The organism is Pseudomonas fulva NBRC 16637 = DSM 17717 (genome assembly GCF_000730565.1).
GTDB classification, from domain to species: domain Bacteria; phylum Pseudomonadota; class Gammaproteobacteria; order Pseudomonadales; family Pseudomonadaceae; genus Aquipseudomonas; species Aquipseudomonas fulva.
Genome location: NZ_BBIQ01000010.1, coordinates 87,612 through 104,684 on the forward strand (window position 1 = coordinate 87,612; position 17,073 = coordinate 104,684).

Below are 17,073 nucleotides of genomic sequence, written 5' to 3' on the forward strand. Positions count from 1 at the left end.
TCAGGTGGGCTCGGCAAGAAATTTCATGATGACCGGCGCGATGGCGTGCGGCCGGGTGATCAGAAACAGATGACCATCATCGATGATGTGCAACTGCGCGTTGGGAATACGCCAGGCCAGCAGACGCATGTTCACCAGCGGAATCAACGGATCGTCATCCCCGGCCAGCACCAGGGTGGGCTGGCGGAGCTTGTGCAGCCAGTGAATGCTGGTCCAGCCAACTGCTGCGAACAGTTGCCAGTAATAACCCAGCTTGCCAGCCGAGCGTGCCGTGGCCGCGTGCTTTAGCGCCAGGTGCGGATCCCGGCGAAACCCGCCGCCATACACCAGCGGCGCGATGCGCATGACATGCGCCGGGTCTACGTACCGGCGGGGGCTGGCCATGCTCCACAGCACCTTGGGCTTGCCAGGCACCATCACCGCCCCTGCCGCCGTGGCGGCCAGGATGAGTTTTCGGCAGCGCTGCGGGTAGTCATGGGCGAATTGCTGAGCCAGCCCACCTCCCCACGACACACCGATGACGTTGACCTGGCCGTAATTTAGCGCGTCGAGCAGCCGAGCGGCGAGCCGGGCAAGCCCTGAAAACCGATAGGGCCGCTGCGGCGTGGATGAACCGCCCACACCCGGGGCATCGAAGGCGATGACCTGCAGGTCGGGGTCCAGTGCCTCGATGAACGGAAATATCAGCTCGAAGTTGGCCCCGATGCCGTTGAAGATCAGCAAGGGCGCCAGGGTCGACTGACCTGGCCGCACGACGGTACGGATGGACAGGCCATCGAGCTCGACCGTTTTGAACACGTAGGGTGACGGCATGCGCATGGCTCCTGGAGCAGGTAGACGCCTTGGCACCGCGCAGGTGGCCACGGCGCAGGGGTTCAACGCTGGTGCACGTAGCGGCCTGGCGCAGACTCGGCTGCAGGATGACTGGGGCACCCCAGGTGGCCCGGCGCCTCGATCAATGCCCCGGCCCGCTCGACCAGCCAGCCCTGCCAGTGCAGCCACCATGAATCGACATGCCTGACGGCGTCCTCTTGCCACGCCAGCGGATCGTCATGCTGGCCACCGCCGGCCTGAAAGCGCGCCTTCGGGTTGCCTGGCGGGTTGATGATGCTCTGGATGTGCCCGCTGTTGGAGAGCACGAACTCGACCTTGCCGCCGAACAGTCGCGCCGAGCGGTAGCAAGCCTGCCAGGGCGTAATATGGTCGGCATTGCCCGCCACGCTGAAGAGATCGCACTTGACCTGCTTGAGGTCGATGGCGGTACCGCAAACGGTGATGCCACCGGGACGGGTGAGCGGATTGCCCCTGTACATCTCGATCAGGTCGGCATGGAATGCGGCGGGCAAGCGCGTGGTGTCGTTGTTCCAGTACAGGATGTCGAACGCTGGCGGCTCGTTGCCGAGCAGGTAATTGTTGACCCAGTAGTTCCAGATCAGGTCGTTGGGACGCATCCAGGCAAACAGCCGGGCCAGATCGCTGCCCTCGAGCACCCCCGCCTGCTGGGATTGACGCTTGGCCGCATCCAGCGCCTGGTCGTCGACGAACAACGCCAGCGCGTTGTCGAGCGTGGCGTCCAGCACGCTGACCAGCAAGGTCAAGGCATTGACCTTGGTTTCATGGCGCGCCGCAAGGTGGCCCAGCAGCGCGGTGCAGGTGATGCCCCCTGAGCATGCACCGAGCATGTTCAGGGTCGCACTGCCGGTGATGCTCAGCACGGCGTCCACTGCCTCGCCCAGTGCTCGCACATAGGTGGACAAGTCCCAATCGCGCTGCGCCCTGGTCGGGTTGCGCCAGCTGACCATGAAGGTCTGTTGGCGGGCGTCCAGGCAGAAGCGCATCAGGCTTTTTTGCGGGCACAGATCAAAGATGTAGAACTTGTTGATCTGTGGGGGCACCACCAGTAATGGCCGTTCATGCACCTGCTCGGTGAGGGGGCTGTACTGGATCAATTCCAGCACCTCGTTACGGTACACGACCGCGCCGCGACTGCTGCCCAGGTCCTTGCCCACCTCGAAAGCATCCATGTTCACCTGGCGGGGCATGCCGCCGTTGTGGACCACATCCCTTGCCAGGTTCGACAGGCCATCAAGCACGCTTTTGCCGCCGGTCTCGAAGAAACGCTTGAGTGCGGCAGGATTGGACAGGTTGTTGGTAGGCGCCAATGCTTCGGTCATGAGCTGGATGACGAACTGCCCACGGCTGATGTCCTCAGGGGGCAGGTCACTGCTGCTGATCCACGCCTGGAGTTCGTTACGCCATGCCAGGTAGCCTTGCAGGTAGCGTCGGTAAAGCGGGTTCTGTGACCAGGTCGGGTCGCTGAAGCGGCGGTCATCGCTGGCAGGGGCGAGGCTCGATTTGCCCAGCACCACATTCTTCAGTTCGAGCCCGAAGGCAAGCGCGTGCTTGGCACTGTGCAAGGGCTGGCGTACGGCCTGGCGCAGCACGGTCTGGGCCGTGCCCAACAGGTCCTTGCGTTGAACGCCGACCATCGGGTTCAGGCCCGCGGCGCGTTGCGGGGCCTGCTGCTGATCTTCATTGTTTTTGTTACTCATCCGCGACGCTCCGTTGTCTGAGACGAGTACCGGCTGCCGAGGGGTGCACCGACGTGTCCCCGATACCGCTACTCGGGTAATCCGTGACCACGTCCTGCACTGCTACGGGCGATCAGGCGCCTGCCGCGCCATGCTGGTAAATGGCCACCTCTACTGGTTACCCGAGTTTCAGGCGCGAAGCAACCTGGCGCTGTCGTATGTTCCTTATCACTGTCAGTTGGGTCGGCATGGCGGGCGAAGGCGTTTGCCAGGAGAACAGTTAAAGCATCAGCTTGACCACGGATTCCGAAGGGTCTCGCGTCTTGCCGGCCTTGTGCAGTGCCTCAAGGTATTCGGCCCACAAGACGTCCTGACGCAGACACAACTGTTCCAGGTATTCCCAGGTGAACAGACCACTGTCATGGCCATCGTCGAAGGTGAGTTTCAGGGCGTATTGCCCAGCCGGTTCCAGCCCGACGAGGCCGACGTTGGCCTTGCCAAACTGCAGGATGGGGTTGCCGTGCCCCTGGACTTCGGCCGAGGGGGAGTGCACGCGCAGGAATTCGGCGGGCAGGTGGTAGACCTCATCGGGCCCATAGGTGAGGCGCAGGGTCTTGGAGGCTTTGTGCAGGTTGATGGCGGTAGGCATGCGAGCCATGGGCGTGATCTCTGTTTGAGTTACACACCGCACGCTACCCGCTGCACGAAATGCTCGCCAGCTTCTTGAGCAAAAAACCTGTTTCGCCAGGCTGCAAGCGTCGCACGGGGCGCTTGCAGCCTGGCGCGGGCCCGTTACAGGATGTAGCGGGACAGGTCTTCGTTCTGGGCCAGCTCGCCCAGGTGGCTGTTCACATAGGCTGCGTCGATCTGGATCGGCGCTTCGTCATGGGCACTGGCCAGGTCGCCGGCGCTGAACGACACCTCTTCGAGCAGGCGCTCAAGCAAGGTGTGCAGGCGACGGGCACCGATGTTCTCGGTTTTCTCGTTGACCTGGTAGGCGATTTCGGCCAAACGCTTGATGCCATCCTCGACGAACTCGATGTTCAGCCCTTCGGTCTTGAGCAGTGCCTGGTACTGTTCGGTCAGCGAGGCATGCGGCTCGCGCAGGATGCGCTGGAAGTCTTCCGGGGTCAGGGCCTTGAGTTCCACGCGGATCGGCAGACGACCTTGCAGCTCAGGCACCAGGTCGCTCGGCTTGCTCAAGTGGAACGCGCCCGAGGCGATGAACAGGATGTGGTCGGTCTTGACCATGCCCAGCTTGGTGTTGACCGTGCAGCCTTCGATTAGCGGCAGCAGGTCGCGCTGTACACCCTCACGGGAGACATCGGCGCCGCCGACATTGCCGCGCTTGGCGACCTTGTCGATCTCATCGATGAACACGATGCCGTGCTGTTCGACCGCTTCCAGCGCCTTGGCCTTGAGCTCTTCTTCATTGACCAGGCGACCGGCTTCTTCGTCGCGCACCATTTTCAGCGCTTCGCGAACCTTCAGCTTGCGCGACTTGCGTTTGCCCTTGCCCATATTGGCGAACAGGCTCTGCAACTGGTTGGTCATTTCTTCCATGCCAGGGGGGGCGGCGATTTCGACGCCCACGGCATCGGCCACCTCGATTTCGATTTCCTTGTCGTCCAGCTGGCCTTCGCGCAGGCGCTTGCGGAACAGCTGGCGGGTATTGGAATCGGAACTGGTCTGGGCGGCTTCCTCGCTGAAGCTGCTGGCCCGTGCCGGTGGCAGCAGGGCGTCGAGGATGCGCTCTTCGGCGGCATCCTCGGCGCGGTGGCGCACACGGATGATTTCCTGCTCACGCAGCATCTTCAGAGCAGCGTCGGCCAGGTCGCGGATGATGGATTCCACATCGCGGCCCACATAGCCCACTTCAGTGAACTTGGTGGCTTCGACCTTGAGGAACGGGGCATTGGCCAGCTTGGCCAGGCGCCGGGCGATCTCGGTCTTGCCCACGCCGGTGGGGCCGATCATCAGGATGTTCTTGGGCGTCACTTCGGCGCGCAGCTCGGCAGGGAGCTGCATACGGCGCCAGCGGTTGCGCAGGGCGATGGCCACGGCGCGCTTGGCGTCGTCCTGGCCGATGATGTGACGGTTGAGCTCGTGGACGATCTCGCGGGGGGTCATGGACATGATCAATAGGGTCCTCGTACGAATGATTCAGCGTGGAAAAGCCCCGTCACCGAGACGGGGCGCCAAAGCAGCTGATCACTCGGCCAGGTCCTGCTCCTCGATGGTCAGGTTGTGGTTGGTGAACACGCAGATGTCACCGGCGATGTTCAGCGCGGTCTCGGCGATTTCGCGGGCCGAGAGGTCGGTCTTGTTCAGCAGTGCACGGGCTGCGGCCTGGGCGTAGGCGCCGCCGGAACCCATGGCGATCAGGCCGTCTTCGGGCTCGACCACGTCACCGTTGCCGGTGATGATCAGCGAGGCATCCTTGTTGGCCACCGCCAGCATGGCTTCGAGGCGGCTCAGGGAGCGGTCGGTACGCCATTCCTTGGCCAGTTCCACGGCCGCGCGGATCAGGTGGCCCTGGTGTTTCTCCAGTTGGCCTTCGAAGCGTTCGAACAGGGTGAAGGCATCGGCAGTGGCGCCGGCAAAGCCCGCGATGACCTGACCGTGGTACAGGCGACGCACTTTCTTGGCGTTGCCTTTCATCACGGTGTTGCCGAGGGATACCTGGCCGTCGCCGCCCATGACGACTTTGCCATTGCGGCGGACTGAAACGATGGTGGTCAAGGGAGAGTCTCCACGCAGCGGGGCGAAAATGCCTGTTGCAAACTCATATGGGGGTGCAGGACGGGATTTCAACCGCGGGGGATGAACGGTTCGAGGAGTGGGGGTTCAGAATGGGTGACGAGGTTTTTGTGCCAGGTATGGCGAAACACCGTATGGCGAAACACCTCGATGCGGTAAGCGGCAGCCCAGGATCCTGGCTTCGCAACCCGTAGGTTGGGGCCGCGGTATTCCTACCCCACACACAGATGCCACTCAATCAGGTCAGCAAGCTCGAAGCCATGAAGTAAAACGACTGAGCAGCTCCTCCGAACGCTCTTCGCAAACCCTGCCCGTGAAAGCTGGTCGGCATCTAATCGATGAGGAAGTTTTCAGGTTGAAAACTCCCTAACGAATATTTAAGGGCAAAACGCCAGTACGCGATAATTAAATAATTAAGTAGCAATACCTTGCCAGAAGATTGCATGGTTTGAGGAACGAGTGCAGGTCTGCATATGGGGTATATCTGGGCGGGACGAGGGGTTAGGATTTGAATGTGTCAGCAAGTACATGATCCCTTGATAAGCACGGAGTGTTAACATGTCAGAGCTCGCTGCTGTTAAACAAGATCTGGAACAAGCCAAGGATATACTCGACTCAGACCCTTTCGCAGGTCGAGATTTCTTCTGGGAACAGCATAGGTTTGCCAGGGATGGATATTTGAAGATCAATCATCTGGTTGACGCAGGTGTGCGTGACCGTATTGCTGAAGATGTAAAGTTCTTATTGGCAAACTTCTCCAAGCGCCGAGATTTTCTAATCGAGTCGACAGGTAATACACCGCGTTACTTGAGCAATGTACCTCAAGAAAAGATCGAGGCTCATGGGCGATACATTCCGCGTGCCTATCGGTCTCGTTACCTGATGAGCTTGATTGCTCATATAGTCAAGGAGGAAGTCATCCCGACACCATGGAAATGGGATAACTTTATCATCAACAACCAGCACAAGTCAGGCGATACGCACGGCTGGCATTGGGGAGATTACCCCTACACGATCATCTGGATTGTCGATGCACCGGCACTCGAGGCTGGTGGCTTGCTGGAGTGTGTGCCCCACACCAATTGGGATAAGCAGAACCCCCGCGTAGAAAATCTGCTGGTGGAAAACAAGATCGATTCATACTTCCATCTCACTGGTGATGTCTACCTACTCAAAGCTGACACCACACTGCATCGAGTCAAACCACTGACCCAAGATGTTAGCCGTATCATTCTCAACACTACGTGGGAAAGAGCGAGAGACAAGGATCGGAAAGTCGAGCATGAGACGTTTGTCTTCCGGGACTGAGTGTGAGAGTCTGTGCATGACCAAGTTCAAGTATTCCCACACAAACCTGGTTGCCTCCGATTGGAAAAAGATAGCAAAATTTTACATTGATGTCTTTGGCTGTGTTCCAGTTGGCCCCGTTCGTCGACTTTCAGGGCAGGCGGTGGCAGATGGCACCGGCTTGATCGAGCCGGAGATCGAAGGTGTTCATCTTCGGTTACCCGGCTACGAGGAGGGCGGTCCGACACTGGAAGTCTTCCAGTATCGCCGCTGCCGTGACGAACCGGAAAAATTTGCCAATTCATGTGGATTTACCCATATCGCATTTGAAGTTTCTGATTTGGAGACTGCTTGCGCCAAAGTAATCAGCGCAGGTGGGTGGCTGCTAGGAAGATTGGCGAGTCAACCTGTCGAGGGAGTGGGGGTTTGCACGTTTGTATATGTTCGTGACCCTGATCGGAACATTATCGAAGTCCAAGGCTGGGAGACACCATGACACGCAAACTTGCACAGTTCGATTTGGTAAAACCCAAGTTCGCCAAGGGGGACGCCAGAATGGAAGAGTTCTATTCCTCTGTCGGGTATGTGAACCGCCTAGCGGAACAGCATCCGGGATTCATTTGGCGCGAGAGCGATGAGGACCAGCCGCTGCTGGATCAACTGTGGGGTGAGGGCTACTTGTACACGCTCTCGCTTTGGCGAGATGTCGAATCGCTCAAGGACTTTCTCTATAACACTCCGCATAAGACGCTCATGCGCCGTGGGGGGGAGTGGTTCGACCCCATCTCCCGACCCCGTGTGGTGTTGTGGTGGGTCGAAGAGGGCCATGTCCCGACCCTGCGGGAGGCCCATGGGCGTCTCACACGCTTGTACGAAGTTGGTCCGTCTCTGCATGCTTTCGACCTGCGCTCCAGTGGGTTACCAACCGTTCTGTACTGAGGAAGTGCACATGACCCAATTGGCTCGTGATACGCAACAGCAACTCGCCGACTATTACCGCTGCTTTCTCGGCGATCCGGCACAGCTTGTGGCCGCGCAACAATCAGTGAGGTCATCCCGCAAGATCGTGGAGTTTCTGGAAGATGAGTGGACCGTTGCCGAGGAGCGTCTGGTTGATCGGCGCGAGCTGCCCGCCACGCGAGAGGCGTTTCTTCCGTGGTACCTGATGTGCGAAAAGAAGATCAATGAAGATATTCGCTTCTTCGTAGACTTCCTACGCTTTCAGGCCAGTGTGGAACAAGTCGCTTACTACATCTGCATGGAGGAAATGGTCGATGGCTCATTCGACGATCTGATGGCCTTGGCCCAGCTGGGTATGCCAATTCGTTGCAAGATGATCGCTGCGGAAAACTATTGGGATGAAATGGGTAATGGCGACTTCGCCGCCGTGCATACCACGATGTTTCGCACCTCGTCTAGCTACATGCGGGATGTGTTGGTCAATGCGGGAATCAATGTTGAGGCACCTCCTCTCGAATGCTTGATGAACGGCAACATCTTGCTTATGTGGGCCATACGCCGTGAGTACAACATGCGCCTTATTGGAGCGATGGGCCTAGTGGAGGGGTCGGCGCCGGTACGCTTCGGTGCCACCACTGCGGCGATGGAGCGCTTGGGCTTGCCGAAGGATGTGATCGCCTATCACAAGGCCCATATCAGCATCGATACGCGACATAGCGCTGCCTGGTACGGAACAGTGTTAGAGCACTACGCGACGGGTGGCGAGGATGTGGTGCGCGAGCTCTCGTTGGGCGTGATGATTCGCTACAACGTCGCGCTGCGGTATTACCACTTCATGTACAAAACCATGCGGAGTCTGGGATGAGTGCTCAACGACAAACGGTGGTCGTCATCGACCCGATCAGTTCGGGTCGGCGTTATGGACTGAATATTCGCAACAAGGGATACCGAGCGTTGGCGCTGGTTACTCGCAAGCAATTTCCGGGACGTCTGCATAAGCTGCATGGCGTCGATGGTTTCGACGAGGTGGTGCATGTAGAGAGCTCAAAGCAGGCTAAGGCCAGCATGGCAGGAAGGGAGGTGCATGCGGTCATCCCTGGTTCCGATTCGGCATTGCGAATCAGTGACCGTTTGGCCGCTCATCTGGGGTTGGTCGGGAACCCTGTCCAAACCTGTATGGCCCGGATGAATAAGTTTGAGATGAAGCTTCGATTGCAACACGAAGGCGTTCCGGTAATACCTGCGTTCAAGCTGACTATGGATGAATTGGCCAACGGATATGATCCGGGTGTTGCGTTCCCCGTGGTGGTCAAACCAACTCAGGGTACGGGAGCGAAGAATGTGAGGGTCTGTGAGTCCTTGGGCGACATTTACAGGGCACTGGCGGCTATCGAAAGTGATGACGAGCCTGGAGGGCAGGAGGAGAGGCATGCACTGGTGGAAGCGTATATCGACGGCCCTGAATACTTCATCGTTACGGCGAATCTGGGAGTGGCGGCGCGACAGATTCTCTGCTTTGCAGAGTACGAAAAGATCCGAATCGGCGACTGCCCTAGCGTTTATCGCAATATTCGATCCCTTTCGCCCGTAAGCGATCAGGCGCGCCAGGCATTTGCCTACCTATGCGAGGTCAACTCTGCTATCGAGGCCAACATTGGCATCAACGATATTGAGTTCAAGATCAACTCGTCAGGACACTTCATCATTGAACAGAACGGTCGCCTGCCTGGGGCGAATGTACCTTCACTGATTGAGTTGTGCACCGGGTTGAATTGCTACGACCTCAACATCGATATCTACCTGGGGCATGCGCCACTCACCTTGGCAGTTCCGCACTACAACAGGCATTTTTGTATCTGTTGCCTGATTTCTGAACAGAGCGGCAAGGTGACGGAGATTGAAGGCATTGAGTTGGTCAAGGAGCTCGAGTCATTTCATGAGCTTGCCTTTCTCGTGGCGAAAGGCGAAGTCATTGAGGCGACACAGGACTTCCTATCGACCTGGGGTTTTGTCTACCTCATCCATAAGGATCCTGACGTCCTGCGTAGGCATGCGGAAACTGTCCATGAGTGTATGAAGCTGGCGCTTTCCTAGCCAAAGGATTGATGGCAGGTCTTAGGTGAGGGGAAAGCCATGTCGAACTGGATAGTGCTGGTGTGTCTGATTTTGCTTGCCTGTGCAGTCTGCGGGCGTCTGGCAACGATGCTTGGTCAGAGTCGAGTAATTGGGGAGATCGTTGCCGGTATAGTGCTGGGCCCCACGTTGCTGGGAACTTGGTTTCCACAAGTGTCGGCAAGAGTGCTGACACCCGAATCGATGGATGTTGTTCGAGCGCTTGCCGAATTGGGGCTGATTATGCTGATGGTTGAGGTGCCTTGGCATGCCGCAGGAGGCGGAAAACACCCCGGAGAGCAGCGTGCGTCGGCCTTGATCGCAAGCTGTGGAATTGTGTTGTCGTTTTTTCTGGGGTGTGTCGTGGGCGCTTGGTCAAAGGCGTCCATCGCACCAACGCAGCCTTATTGGCCGTACGTGATCTTCTGTGGTGTCGCAATGTCAGTGACTGCACTGCCTGTCTTGGTGAGGATTATCCAGGAGCATGGAGGCATTGATGAGCAAGCGAGTCGATTGGCGCTCTCGGCGGCGGTGTACACCGATGTGTTCGCCTGGTGTGCACTGGCGCTGGTCCTGACTTTGCACATCAGTGGTGCGGCAGGCCCGTTCAAGAGTCTGTTCAGGCTAAGCGGTCTCGCGGTTTATGCCAGCCTGACGGTCCTGGTTCTCCGTCCTTGGCTGAGAAACCGGATTAGCCACACTGCGCTGAGTGAACGCTCCCGTGTCGCGACTGCCTTTTTTTACTGTCTGCTATCAGCGCAGGTTACCGCGATGCTCGGTTTCCACCAGGCTATCGGTGCGGTCATGGCGGCGTACGTGTTTCACGATCTGTTCTCGATGGAGCATGCATGGCGTCGATGGATCGGCAGATTTGCTCATCTGTTTCTTACTCCGATCTTCTTTGCCTGCTCGGGTATCCAGGTTTCGCTGAGCGCTTTGAATGAGCCAACCCTCTGGCAGTGGCTGTTGTGGTTCCTGCTGGGGGGTACGGTTGGCAAGGTGCTGGGCTCATATATCGGTGCAAGAATATATGGATTGAAATCAATTGATTCCATTGAGGTTGGGGTGTTGATGAACACGAAAGGCCTCGTGGAATTAGTACTGCTTGGTGTAGGACTTCAGGTGGGAGTGTTGTCTGAAAGTTCCTACAGTGTTCTGTTGATGCTGGCCCTTGCTTCGACAGTGTTAACTAATCCGTTAATTTCGCTTTTGAGTAAGTGTTCTGGCAAGAATGCCGTCGTGGATAAAGCGCCGTCGCGTAGAGGTGTTTGATTTTTGGCGTGAGTCCGATTATCGTCTGGAGCAGCGTAGGAGCACTCATAATAAGGAAGGCTGCTTTGGACGTATTAATGGGTTTGTTAGCGGCGGTATGTTGGGGGGCGACAGACTTTTTGGTTGGCGTTAACGCTCGAGCGGTTGGGGTAAAGCGGGCGGTGTTTTTCGGGCAGTGTTTAGGGCTTTTATTAATGGGCATGATTGTTGTAATTTCAGCCAGTCAGTGGGAGAAGCTCATTTCTGCGCCCTGGCGTGCGATAGGGATGGGGGTAGTTGCTTCTTTGTGTACTGTGGTGGGAGCACTCGCGCTGTCGAAATCTTTTGCTATCGGCAAAACTGCGGTTGTAGCACCTTTGGTCACCTCCTATGGCGTTTTCACCACACTGTTGGCGTGGCTGAGCGGTGATGCCCTGTCAGTCTGGCAGGTGAGTGGTATCTTCGTTTGCTTCTTTGGGGTTTTACTGGCCAGTCGCAGTGATCATGGAGGTGATTTCGAACGCAAGACCACCAGCACGACCTCAGTAGGGTTCGCTTTGCTGGCGGCCATGCTTTACGGCATGAGCTTCTGGATTCAGGGCAAGTTCGCCTTGCCGGTTCTGGGCCCTGTGAACATGCTGGCGCTGGGCTATGCAGTGGGGGTCATGTTCCTCATTCCTGAGGCTTTCAGGCTGCTGCGGCACCGCGCAACGATCAGGTTCAAGACCTTTGGCTCCCTATGTGGCGCCAGCCTGTTCAACCTAGGGGGATTCTCCGCTTTTTCCTGGGGAGCACTCAGTGGTTCGGTTTCTGTTGTTACCGTGATCAGCACCCTGTCGGGCGGGATTGCCGCGGTTCTGGGGTATTTCTTTTACCGCGAGCGGCTGTCGGCCATTCAGCTTGGCGGGATCAGTCTGGTGTTGTTAGGGGCTGTGCTTCTACATCTTTATGGTTGAGATTTTTCGACGATACAGACGATTGCGGCGATTTTTGGACTTTTGGGGGCCCAATGCCAAGGGCTTATGTTTTCGTTGTTGGTCTGTAGATATGAGTGGTCATAATAATGGACTATCGAGGCTACCTTCCGAAAAGCCATGTGGATATGTTGCCCTGCATGGCGGCTTTTGCAGTTGTTGTAGAAACGGGGAGTTTTGTTCATGCATCAGCCCGTCTAGGTTTGACCGCGTCAGCAGTCAGCAAACAAGTGTCCAAGCTTGAGAGCGCCCTTTCGATTCGATTGCTGGAACGCAGTACGCGTAGGTTGAAGGTTAATGCCGAGGGCGCGCAAATATATTCGCACTGTAAAGAGTTGCTGGAATCTTCGGCCAATGTATTTAGGTTGAAGGAAAGCTTTCTCGAAAGCCCGCAAGGGCTTATTCGTATCGCGGTGCCGCGCTCATTGTATGGAAGATGTCATCAACTAATCCCAGGTTTTCTAGAGCAATATCCGGATATCAATGTTCAGCTCATTTCCAATGAGGGTGCGTTGGACTTCATCGCGGAAAGCATCGACATCGGCATCAGGATTACCGACGCTCCACCGCTGGGGTTGGTAGCGCGTAAGTTGTTCCCTGTCGACTTTGTGGTCTGCGCTGCAGATAGCTACCTGGAAAAGTACGGTCGTCCGGTCCACCCTTCAGCGTTGGTGGAGCACAGTTGTATACCTTTTTCCGATACCAGCGAGATCCAAACCTGGAAGTTGGCATCGGTGCAAGGGGTTTATGAAGTCAGTGTTTCAGGACGCTACGTTTCAGACAGTCCAGAAGCTGTGCTGAATGCCACCCTCTCGGGTCTTGGTATTTCCTGTCTGCCTGCCAGCCTTGCCGGTGAAGCAATTGCCGCCAACGACCTGGTGGAAGTGCTGCCCGAGTGGAAGTACGTGGGGGCGTTGCAGGGGATGGCTTGGATCCTCCATCAACCTGGGCGGCATGTATCACAGAAGATCAAGGTGATGGTCGATTACTTGGTCGGCGCATTACGAAGTACAGGTCGAGCATAAGGGATCACAGGGTTTGGAGGGGGCGTGATGACGACAACGATAGCCGGATACTATTGTGAAAAATGTTGGTATGTATACGATCCTGCACAAGGCGATCCGGAACATGGCATCAAGCCGGGTACGGTATTCGAAGACATTCCGCAGCAGTGGCGCTGTCCCGATTGTGGCCTGAGCAAGGAGGCTTTCGTCCTCAGGAGCGATGGGCCGCACAGCGGCCCCAACGCTACAAGCTGTAAAGCTGAAACCCTAAACCGCTACACAACTCATTGATCGGCCGGCCCCTGGCTCACGCCTCGTGACAGACGCGCCCATCGACCAACGTATAGCGCACAGCACCCGGCAGGCAGTGCCCGATGAACGGGCAGTTGTCGCCACGGGAGTACCAATGCTCACCCGCCACGGTCGAGGCCTGTGGATCGAATACCACCAGGTCAGCCGCTGCCCCCACCTGCAACTGGCCAGCCGGCAGCCGCATCGCTCCAGCAGGACCGCAGGTCAGGCGCGCCAGCAACGTGGGCAGGTCGAGCAAGCCATCCTGTACCAGCGTCATGGCCAATGGCAGCAACACTTCCACGCTGCTGATACCCGGCTCCGTGGCGCCGAACGGGGCCAGCTTGGCATCGCGCTCATGAGGCTGGTGATGGCTGGCGATCGCCTGGATCACGCCGGTTTTCACCGCCTCGCGCAGGCCATCGCGGTCGGCAGCGCTACGCAGTGGCGGTTGCACGTGGTACAGGCTGGAAAATTCACGCAGCGATTCGTCGGTCAGGATCAGCTGGTACAACGCGACATCGGCAGTCACCGGCAGGCCAAGGCTTTGCGCCTGGGCGATCAACCGGGCGCCACGGGCGCTGGTGATCTGGGTGAAGTGAGCGCGAACACCTGTCTGCTCCACCAGCAGCAGGTTGCGCGCCAAGGCCACGGTTTCGGCAGTTTCAGGGATGCCGGGCAAACCCAGGAAGCTGGCCATGGCCCCTTCGTGGGCAAGGCCGCCCTGGGCCAGGTCGCGGTCCTGGGAGTGGAACACCACCGTCAGGTCGAACGTGGCGGCGTACTCCAGCGCACGGGCCAAAGTGCGGTTGTTGGGTATTTCCTTAAGGCCATTGCCAAAAGCGACGCAGCCGGTGTCGCGCAGGCCTACCAGTTCGGCCAGCTGCTCCCCCTCCAGGCCCTTGGTCAGCGCACCGATCGGGTAGACCTTGCTGTTGCCCGCCTCGCGGGCGCGGTCCAGGATCAGCTCGGCCACTGCCGAAGTGTCCAGGGCCGGGCGGGTCTGCGGCGGGCAGCACAGGCTGGTCACGCCACCGGCCACGGCCGCGCGGGTCTCGCTGGCGATGGTGCCTTTGCGGCTGTAGCCGGGCTCGCGCAGCGACACGCCCAGGTCCACCAGGCCAGGGGCGACGACCAGGCCATCGGCCTGAAGGGTGCGGCTAGCAGCAAAGCCAGCGGGCGCGGCGCCCATGGCGGCAATGCGGCCACCCTCCAGGTGCAGGTCGGTGACCTGGTCAAGGCCGCTTTGAGGGTCGATGACCCGGGCGCCAAGAATGCTGATGCTCACTGGGCGATCTCCTGGTCGAGTTGACGTTGTACGTTTTGCCCGCTCATGGCCATGGACAACACGGCCATGCGCACGGCGATCCCGTAGGTAACCTGGTTCAGGATCACCGAATGCTTGCCATCGGCCACGGCCGATTCGATTTCCACCCCACGGTTGATCGGGCCGGGATGCATGACGATGGCGTCCGGCTTGGCGCCTGCCAGGCGGGCGGTGGTCAGGCCGAACAGACGGTAGAACTCGCCTTCGCTGGGCAGCAGGCCACCGGTCATGCGCTCACGTTGCAGGCGTAGCATGATCACCACGTCCACATCCTTGAGGCCTTCTGCCAGGTCGGTGTACACCTTCACGCCATACTGCTCGATGCCGACGGGGATCAGGGTTTTGGGGCCGATCACGCGAATGTCCGGGCAACCCAGCGCCTTGAGCGCCAGCATGTCCGAACGCGCCACGCGCGAATGAAGGATATCGCCGACGATGGCAACCGATAGGTTCTCGAAGCCGCCCTTGTGACGGCGAATGGTGAGCATGTCGAGCATGCCCTGGGTCGGGTGCGCATGGCGGCCATCACCGCCGTTGATCACGGCAACCTCCGGGCACACGTGCTCGGCAATGAAGTGCGCCGCGCCCGAATCCGAGTGGCGCACCACGAACATGTCGGCCGCCATGGCTTCAAGGTTGCGCAAGGTATCGAACAGCGTCTCGCCCTTGCTGGTCGAGGAGGTCGACACGTTCAGGCTGATCACGTCGGCCGACAGGCGCTGGGCGGCCAGCTCGAACGTGGTCCGGGTTCGGGTCGAGTTCTCGAAGAAGACGTTGCACACCGTCTTGCCACGCAGCAGCGGCACTTTCTTCACGGCGCGGGCGCCGACTTCCAGGAAGGAATCGGCAGTGTCGAGAATTTCGGTCAGCAGTTCGCGGGGCAAACCGTCAAGCGAAAGGAAATGGCGCAGCTGGCCCTGATCATTGAGCTGCAGCGGGCGCTTGGCGTCGATTGGCGTCATCGCGGGGGACTCTTAAAGGGCGGTAGCGGGGGCGAGGTCCTGGCGCTCGAGGGCGAGCGGCGTGGGTCCGGTCAATTTTACCCGTTCATGGGCCGCCAATGACAAGGTGGCGCCGAGCACATTCGGGCGGATGGGCAGCTCGCCTGCATCCAGGTCCAGCAGGCAGACCAGGGTGACGCTGGCCGGACGGCCATAGTCGAACAGTTCGTTGAGGGCGGCACGAATGGTTCGACCGCTCATCAGCACGTCGTCTACCAGCACCAGGTGCTGGCCTTCGATTTCGAACGGCAGCTCCGAGGGGCGCACCTGCGGGTGCAGGCCATTCTGGCTGAAGTCGTCTCGATAGAACGACACGTCAAGCGTACCCATGGGGCTGGTGTCGTCCATGGCCTGTTGCAACGCCTGGGCCACCCACACACCGCCGGTGCGAATGCCGATGTAGCGTGGCTCGGCGATGGCGCGGCGGGCCAGATGGGCGCGAAGGTCGACAGCCATCTGCCGGATCAGCGCGGCAGGATCAGGTAGGCTCATTGCAGGTTCCTCGGAAGGGTGCGCCGGAGGCATCCGGCCGCGAAGATGATCAGGTATTGGCCTCCAGCCAGCTTTGCAGCAGCAGGGCGGCGGCGATAGCGTCGACCGGGTTGTCCCGGTACGTGCCGCGCTGGCCGCCACGGGCCATGCGCTCACCCTTGGCCTCGAACGTGGTCAGGCGTTCGTCATGGGTATGCACCGGCAGGTTGAAGCGCCCATTGAGGCGGCGGGCGAATTTTTCGGCGCGGGCGCTCATGTCGCTGGGGGTGCCGTCCATGTTCAGCGGCAGGCCGACGACAATGGCGTCAGGTTTCCATTCGGCGATCAGGCGCTCGACCTGGGCCCAATCCGGCACGCCATTCTGGGCGCGCAGCGTACACAGTTCACGGGCCTGGCCGGTGACCGCCTGGCCGACGGCAACGCCAATCTGCTTGGTGCCATAGTCGAAGCCCAGCAGCAGCCGGGGTGCGGCAAGTGCGTCGGCCATCAGGCGTGGCCCGCTTGGCTGGTCAGCAGGTGAAGGTTGATGCCAAGGCTTGCGGCCGCCGCTTCCAGGCGCAGCTCGCTGGTCATGGCAAACAGGATATCCGGGTCGAACGCACAGTTGAGCCAGGCGTTATCGGCCAGTTCGGCCTCCAGCTGGCCCGCTTCCCAGCCGGCGTAGCCCAAGGTGATCAGGCTCTTTTCCGGGCCCACGCCTTCCGCGATGGCGAACAGCACGTCCTGGGACGTGGAGAGCGAGAGGCCCTGGAGTTCCACCGTGGCCTGGTAGCTGCACTCGCTGGTGTGCAGCACGAAGCCGCGGTCGGTCTGCACCGGGCCGCCTTGGTAGATGGGCACCTGCAGGGTGCTGGCCGACGGGGTTTCGTCCGGGCGCAACTGCTCGAGGATGTCGGCCAGGTTCAGTTCCTGCGGCTTGTTCACCACAAGCCCCATCGCGCCATGAGCATTGTGCTCGACGATGTACGTGAGGGTCTGGGCGAAGTTCGGGTCGGCCATGTGCGGCATGGCGATCAGGAACTGGTGCTTGAGGTAGCTCGGCGTGAGGTTCTTCATGGGGGATAGTGTGGCGCCACCCGGCCA

General features: G+C 59.2%; 19 protein-coding genes. 9 read left to right on the forward strand and 10 right to left on the reverse strand.

Annotated features, from left to right (window positions below; all coding sequences use genetic code 11):
• The 5 genes from phaZ to hslV all read right to left on the reverse strand — a co-directional run bounded on the left by phaZ (nt 1) and on the right by hslV (nt 5,273).
• Nucleotides 1-813: a poly(3-hydroxyalkanoate) depolymerase gene (gene phaZ / locus PFU01S_RS11975; RefSeq protein WP_042139516.1), complete on the reverse strand. Its 813-nt coding sequence runs from the start codon at nt 811-813 to the stop codon at nt 1-3.
• Nucleotides 814-875: 62 nt separating this feature from the next.
• On the reverse strand, nt 876-2,552 hold the full coding sequence (phaC, locus tag PFU01S_RS11980) for a class II poly(R)-hydroxyalkanoic acid synthase (RefSeq protein ID WP_027914042.1): 1,677 nt from the start codon (nt 2,550-2,552) through the stop codon (nt 876-878).
• Between the two features lie 259 nt (nt 2,553-2,811).
• On the reverse strand, nt 2,812-3,189 hold the full coding sequence (locus PFU01S_RS11985; RefSeq protein WP_028687260.1) for a gamma-butyrobetaine hydroxylase family protein: 378 nt from the start codon (nt 3,187-3,189) through the stop codon (nt 2,812-2,814).
• A gap of 134 nt (nt 3,190-3,323) precedes the next feature.
• Entirely contained in the window at nt 3,324-4,667 is a 1,344-nt protein-coding gene (hslU, locus tag PFU01S_RS11990; RefSeq protein WP_023533050.1) for an ATP-dependent protease ATPase subunit HslU, read from the reverse strand.
• 75 nt (nt 4,668-4,742) lie between these two features.
• Entirely contained in the window at nt 4,743-5,273 is a 531-nt protein-coding gene (gene hslV, locus PFU01S_RS11995; RefSeq protein ID WP_023533032.1) for an ATP-dependent protease subunit HslV, read from the reverse strand.
• 576 nt (nt 5,274-5,849) lie between these two features.
• Here hslV and PFU01S_RS12000 point away from each other — a divergent pair.
• From PFU01S_RS12000 to PFU01S_RS21795, 9 genes are all read left to right on the forward strand, one after another.
• On the forward strand, nt 5,850-6,599 hold the full coding sequence (locus PFU01S_RS12000; protein ID WP_028687259.1) for a HalD/BesD family halogenase: 750 nt from the start codon (nt 5,850-5,852) through the stop codon (nt 6,597-6,599).
• A 16-nt stretch (nt 6,600-6,615) separates the two neighbouring features.
• Nucleotides 6,616-7,074, forward strand: a complete 459-nt coding sequence (locus PFU01S_RS21785) for a VOC family protein (RefSeq protein WP_081783947.1) — start codon at nt 6,616-6,618, stop codon at nt 7,072-7,074.
• Nucleotides 7,071-7,517 carry a DUF3291 domain-containing protein gene (locus PFU01S_RS12005; protein ID WP_028687258.1) on the forward strand — a complete coding sequence of 149 codons (447 nt, stop codon included), beginning with the start codon at nt 7,071-7,073 and terminating at the stop codon, nt 7,515-7,517. Before PFU01S_RS21785 ends, PFU01S_RS12005 begins: the two co-directional genes overlap by 4 nt.
• Before the next feature lie 10 nt (nt 7,518-7,527).
• Nucleotides 7,528-8,403: an iron-containing redox enzyme family protein gene (locus PFU01S_RS12010; protein ID WP_042139517.1), complete on the forward strand. Its 876-nt coding sequence runs from the start codon at nt 7,528-7,530 to the stop codon at nt 8,401-8,403.
• Nucleotides 8,400-9,632 carry an ATP-grasp domain-containing protein gene (locus PFU01S_RS12015; RefSeq protein ID WP_028687257.1) on the forward strand — a complete coding sequence of 411 codons (1,233 nt, stop codon included), beginning with the start codon at nt 8,400-8,402 and terminating at the stop codon, nt 9,630-9,632. The genes PFU01S_RS12010 and PFU01S_RS12015 overlap by 4 nt, the downstream gene beginning before the upstream one ends.
• Before the next feature lie 39 nt (nt 9,633-9,671).
• Nucleotides 9,672-10,922, forward strand: coding sequence for a cation:proton antiporter (locus tag PFU01S_RS12020; RefSeq protein WP_028687256.1), 1,251 nt, complete (start codon nt 9,672-9,674; stop codon nt 10,920-10,922).
• A gap of 65 nt (nt 10,923-10,987) precedes the next feature.
• Nucleotides 10,988-11,857 (forward strand): DMT family transporter, encoded by an 870-nt coding sequence (locus PFU01S_RS12025; protein WP_028687255.1) that lies wholly within the window; start codon nt 10,988-10,990, stop codon nt 11,855-11,857.
• Nucleotides 11,858-11,964: 107 nt separating this feature from the next.
• Nucleotides 11,965-12,900 carry a LysR family transcriptional regulator gene (locus PFU01S_RS21790; protein WP_042139519.1) on the forward strand — a complete coding sequence of 312 codons (936 nt, stop codon included), beginning with the start codon at nt 11,965-11,967 and terminating at the stop codon, nt 12,898-12,900.
• Between the two features lie 27 nt (nt 12,901-12,927).
• Nucleotides 12,928-13,170, forward strand: coding sequence for a rubredoxin (locus tag PFU01S_RS21795; RefSeq protein WP_081783945.1), 243 nt, complete (start codon nt 12,928-12,930; stop codon nt 13,168-13,170).
• Nucleotides 13,171-13,186: 16 nt separating this feature from the next.
• Here the strand turns inward: PFU01S_RS21795 and PFU01S_RS12035 are convergent, their stop codons facing one another.
• Genes PFU01S_RS12035 through PFU01S_RS12055 form a run of 5 tightly spaced genes read right to left on the reverse strand, consistent with a single transcriptional unit; the run spans nt 13,187 to nt 17,046 of the window.
• On the reverse strand, nt 13,187-14,458 hold the full coding sequence (locus PFU01S_RS12035) for a dihydroorotase (protein ID WP_027914041.1): 1,272 nt from the start codon (nt 14,456-14,458) through the stop codon (nt 13,187-13,189).
• A complete protein-coding gene (locus tag PFU01S_RS12040; RefSeq protein ID WP_027914040.1) occupies nt 14,455-15,459 on the reverse strand; it encodes an aspartate carbamoyltransferase catalytic subunit in 1,005 nt (334 codons plus the stop codon). Before PFU01S_RS12040 ends, PFU01S_RS12035 begins: the two co-directional genes overlap by 4 nt.
• Nucleotides 15,460-15,471: 12 nt before the next feature.
• A complete protein-coding gene (gene pyrR, locus PFU01S_RS12045) occupies nt 15,472-15,990 on the reverse strand; it encodes a bifunctional pyr operon transcriptional regulator/uracil phosphoribosyltransferase PyrR (RefSeq protein WP_023533003.1) in 519 nt (172 codons plus the stop codon).
• 49 nt (nt 15,991-16,039) lie between these two features.
• Nucleotides 16,040-16,477, reverse strand: a complete 438-nt coding sequence (gene ruvX / locus PFU01S_RS12050; RefSeq protein WP_028687253.1) for a Holliday junction resolvase RuvX — start codon at nt 16,475-16,477, stop codon at nt 16,040-16,042.
• Nucleotides 16,477-17,046 (reverse strand): YqgE/AlgH family protein, encoded by a 570-nt coding sequence (locus tag PFU01S_RS12055; protein WP_027914039.1) that lies wholly within the window; start codon nt 17,044-17,046, stop codon nt 16,477-16,479. The genes ruvX and PFU01S_RS12055 overlap by 1 nt, the downstream gene beginning before the upstream one ends.
• Between the last annotated feature and the right edge of the window lie 27 nt (nt 17,047-17,073).